Annotated in this window: 5 protein-coding genes; 4 read left to right on the top strand and 1 reads right to left on the bottom strand. The window is 33.2% G+C overall.

Annotated elements, in window-relative coordinates; translation table 11 throughout:
- On the top strand, positions 1 to 1,640 hold a 1,640-nt coding region (locus QZZ11_RS03365), incomplete at its 5' end, for a hypothetical protein (protein ID WP_292473613.1).
- A gap of 147 nt (positions 1,641 to 1,787) precedes the next feature.
- Here the strand turns inward: QZZ11_RS03365 and prf1 are convergent.
- Positions 1,788 to 3,023, bottom strand: coding sequence for a peptide chain release factor aRF-1 (prf1, locus tag QZZ11_RS03370; protein WP_292473614.1), 1,236 nt, complete (start codon positions 3,021 to 3,023; stop codon positions 1,788 to 1,790).
- 309 nt (positions 3,024 to 3,332) lie between these two features.
- On the opposite strand from prf1, the gene pyrH reads away from it, so the two are divergent.
- The 3 genes from pyrH to QZZ11_RS03385 form a co-directional block, all read left to right on the top strand.
- On the top strand, positions 3,333 to 4,004 hold the full coding sequence (gene pyrH / locus QZZ11_RS03375; RefSeq protein ID WP_292473615.1) for a UMP kinase: 672 nt from the start codon (positions 3,333 to 3,335) through the stop codon (positions 4,002 to 4,004).
- Positions 4,005 to 4,022: 18 nt separating this feature from the next.
- Positions 4,023 to 4,214 (top strand): DUF2116 family Zn-ribbon domain-containing protein, encoded by a 192-nt coding sequence (locus QZZ11_RS03380; RefSeq protein ID WP_292473616.1) that lies wholly within the window; start codon positions 4,023 to 4,025, stop codon positions 4,212 to 4,214.
- A 254-nt stretch (positions 4,215 to 4,468) separates the two neighbouring features.
- The coding region (locus QZZ11_RS03385; RefSeq protein ID WP_292473617.1) for a DUF211 domain-containing protein at positions 4,469 to 4,682 on the top strand (214 nt) is incomplete at its 3' end.

Here is a 4,682-nt window from a genome sequence, read left to right on the forward strand (position 1 = left end):
AGGGAAAATTCATTCCAGTCAATGCACAGGTATCAATTTATGAAAATAATGTGTTAATAAATCAAGCCACCATGACTGATTCAATAATAAATTACACAGTTCCTGAAGGAATTCATTTATACACAATAACGATTAACAATATAACAAACAATTCATTCAAAAACAATAATTTCACACAGGCATTCGGTATAAACAACAGTTCAGTTTCAAACAAAACAGAGGTTATCATAACCTACAACACAATACCTGATACAAAATATGCAGACAATGTCACAATCACAGGAAAATTCATGGACATAAACGGAAAATTCATCACAAACAGTAATGTGAAAATCATCATAAACGGTGTTAAAAACTATGCAAAAACAGACTCAAACGGAACATACAAATACGTATTCCAGGCAACAACTCAGGGTTTAAACACGGTTACCCTAGGTTACAGCGGTAATGCTAAGTATGAAGCCTATGAAACCAGCACTACATTCAATGTGGTTGGTAAGATGCCGGTTGTTGTGACTTATGTGCCTATTGGTGATGTTAACTTTGGTGATAATGTTACCGTGACCGGTAATTTCACTACCACTACGGGAAAGGTTATTTCCAATGCCAATGTTAAAGTTGTTGTTAACGGTGTAAAAAATTATGCAAAAACAGATAAAAACGGTGTCTATTCATATACTTTCCAGGCAACTGCGTTAGGCGTTAATAACGTAAGTATAGGGTACAGTGGTAATGCTAAGTACGAGGCTTATGAAACTGCCACTACCTTTAATGTGCTTGGTAAGATGCCTGTTGTTGTTACTTATGTGCCTATTGGTGAGGTTAACTTTGGTGATAATGTTACCGTGACCGGTAATTTCACTACTGCTACAGGTAAGGCCGTTACAAATGCTAACGTTAAAGTTGTTGTTAACGGCGTAAAAAATTATGCAAAAACCGATAAGAATGGAGTTTATTCATTTACATTCCAGGCAGATACCCTCGGTGTGAATGAGGTCACTGTAGGTTACAGCGGTAACGCTAAGTATGAAGCTTATGAAACTGCCACTACCTTTAATGTGCTTGGTAAGATGCCCGTCGTTGTAACATATGAGCCTATCGGTGATGTTAACTTTGGTGAGAACGTAACCATAACCGGTAAGTTTACCACCACCACAGGCAAAGCCATCACTAATGCAAATGTAAAAATCATCATCAACGGCGTAAAATATTACGCTAAAACGGATAAAACCGGAACCTACCTATTGTCTGTTCAAACGACTGTGGCAGGTGTAAATACAGTCAGTATCGGTTACAGCGGTAACGCTAAATACGAGGCATACGAAACCACAACAACATTCAATGTTCTGGGAAAACAGCCTGTTGTTGTAACTTATGATCCAATAAGTAATGTTAAATTGGGCAATAATGTAACCATAACAGGTAAGTTTACAACCAGTACCGGCAAAGCAATTACCAATGCCAATGTAAAGATTATGATTAACGGTGTAAAATACTACGCTAAAACAGACAGAACCGGATCTTACCTTTTATCAGTAAAAACAAGTAAAGTCGGTGTAAACACGGTTACTTTAGGTTATAGTGGAAATGCCAAGTATGATGCTTATGAAACCAGTACAACATTTAATGTAACTAATTAAATTACTCCTCATTTTTTTCTTTTTTTCAAATTCTAAAAAAATCTTACTCAAGAAAAACTATTTTTTTTCATAGACTTAATTCAAAGCGTTTCTAAAAATTTTAATTAAAAAAAAAGACGTGTTTTAAAAAAAGTTAAAAGAGGGAGATTATTTTACTTTATATCTGAGTAATCCTGCGATTCCACCAAATGCTTTATCTAGTTGGGTTCCTTCTTCTGTTTCTATGGATATTACTTCCACATCAGTATTTACTTCTTCTGCCAGTTCAATCAGTTCTTCTGCAGTTTCCTGTGTTTTGATAATTTTCATTATTTCTCCGCATTTAGGGCATTGTTTTTCAGGAGCTTTCTGATGTTGTTTTGTAGTTATTACGTCCAGTGTTCCACATGCAGGACATTCATAGGTTTGTCTGTTTGTTTTAAGGTTTTCTGATATGAGTAATGTTTCAACGGCACCCATCTGAAGGTTTGTTCTAACTTCGTTTTCTCCATAGGAAGATAATCCGCTGTCAGATATTAATCCGGATAGGAATTTTCTCATGAATTTCTTTTCTTTCATGATGTCCATTTCTTCCAAAGTATCTGAGGATTCATCTAACACTTCCCTAATACCAAAATCTCCGGTATATGATGTGTCTACAATGTTGATTACTTTGTCCTTGATTTCATAGTGGAGATAGTCTCCTTCAACAAAGTCATTTTTTGTATGTCCGGGTCCACCAATAAGAACTCCTTTTAATTCATCCTTTAATGGTAGGAATGCTTCATCAACATATCTTCCGATACGTTTAAGGAATTCGTGTGCGGCAAGTTCAATTACTCTGTCAAACCTTCTTTGTGACTGTCCTCCGGCCTTATGTTTTCCAGGTACTCCACTGGTCAAAGTTTTTACTATGTCTATTCTTTTTCCTCTGACAGTTGCAATGGTTGCTTCTTTTCTGTCCAGTACTACTGCTCCGTATACTTCCTTGTATTCAATAATCTGTTTTAACGGTTCAATGAAGAACTGGCTGTCACAGTGATAGATATATGTTTGAACGGTTTCAGGGGGTTCAAATATGTACGTTTCCATTTTTTCCGTTCCCGGACCGCCTTTAGGTATCATACCTACGAACATTACCAATCCCTTAGGTGGTGGGGTTTGGTATAGTTTTGTTCTTTGGATGATTACTTCTATTGCTGATTGCACGTTTTTTCTTGTTGTTTTACTTTTGATGTTGGAACTTTGTCCAATTTCATCAACCATCTGTTTTCTGACATCACTTATCTGTTTGTCAGGTGGTATGTATACACTGACTAGTTCGGTTCCTCTTCCTTTTTTATTTTCTAGTTCTTTCAGTGTTTTTTTTACTTCATACATCTCTTTTGATGATATTTCACTCATATGATTACTCCTAGAAATTTGTTATGAATATATTATAATGAGAATATTGGACTTTTTTAGTATTTTTCCAATATTTTTTTTGATAATTAAATAGTATGTTTTTATTTCTGTTTTTCATGCTTTTAGTATTTTGTTATGTTACTTTTTATAGGCTTATTGTGTTGATTATTTTTATTATATTCTTTTAATTTTTGTGATAATTTTATAGATAATTATAAGAATAATTTAATAGATAAATAGATATTAATAAAATATTAAATTTTTAAGTTAACTGATTATTTTTTAATCATTTAATGGAGTATGTTATTAATGCGAATAGTTATTACGATAGGTGGATCAATACTTCTTAAAGAGTATGATAACAAGAAATTTGAAGCTTATGCTGAAATTATTAAGGATATTTATAAAGAACATGATGTATTTATTGTTGTTGGTGGAGGAAAACCTGCTCGTGAATATATTGGTGTAGTAAGGGATATGGGTGAAAGTGAGTCTATCTGTGATGAAATAGGTATTCAAGTTACAAGAATTAATGCTCGTCTTTTACAATTGGCTCTTAAAGACTGTTCCTATCCAGCGATTCCGGAAAATTTCCATCAGGCACTCGAATATTCTGCTTCCGGTAAGATTGTTATTATGGGCGGTACAGAACCTGCTCACAGTACTGATGCTGTTGGTAGCATTTTGGCTGAATATGTTGATGCTGATCTGGTAATTAACGCAACCAGTGTTGATGGATTGTATGATAAGGATCCTAATAAATTTGATGATGCAGTTATGTTTAGTGAAGTTACCACTTCTAAATTGTTGGAAATTGTTTCCGGTAATGAAACAAAAGCAGGTACTTATGAGTTTATTGATAAGACCGCTATAGAAATTATTAAACGTTCTGCTATAAAGACCGTTATTGTTAACGGTAATGATCCGGAAAATGTTAGAACTGCTATTACGGAACCTATTGGTACATTAATAACTAATTAATTATTTTGGAGGTATTTCATGGTTGTTGAAGCTCATAGGCATTGTGCTATTTGTGGTAAACCTATTCCTATGTCTGAATCTTTTTGTTCTGATCAGTGTCAGGAACAGTTTCAATTAAAACAGAAACAGGTTGTTAAACAAAGAAAAATATTGTATGCACTTATCGCTATCTTTGTAATTGTTTGGTTGGCCTTTATGTTTTTAAGGTAATTAACCTTATTTCTTTTTTTAAATATTTTTTAATGATGATTTCTCTTTTTTTCAGGATAATATGTTTCATGTGTTTATTTAGTTGAATAAATAATTCAAGTGTAGCACTGAAAATAGTTTGGTGGATGGTTATACTTGAGTTGTGGCTTTTTTTACATATTAAAATTCCATTTTTTTTATTGTTTAAGTATATCTTATATTAGTTACATAGTTATATTTAGTATAATTAATATTTATTGGAGGATTTTATAACTATGAAAAATGCATTAATCAGAGTTGTTTTAGATATTCTAAAACCTCATTCACCATCATTACCATCGTTTTCATTGTATTTAAGTAGTCTTGAAGGTGTCGATGGGGTTAATATTACTTTGATGGAAATTGATAAAGATACTGAGAACGTAAAAATTACGATGGAAGGTCCTGATCTTAATTATGAAAAAATTAAAGAAGCTATTGAGCATTATG

The organism is Methanosphaera sp. (assembly GCF_016282985.1).
Taxonomy (GTDB): domain Archaea; phylum Methanobacteriota; class Methanobacteria; order Methanobacteriales; family Methanobacteriaceae; genus Methanosphaera.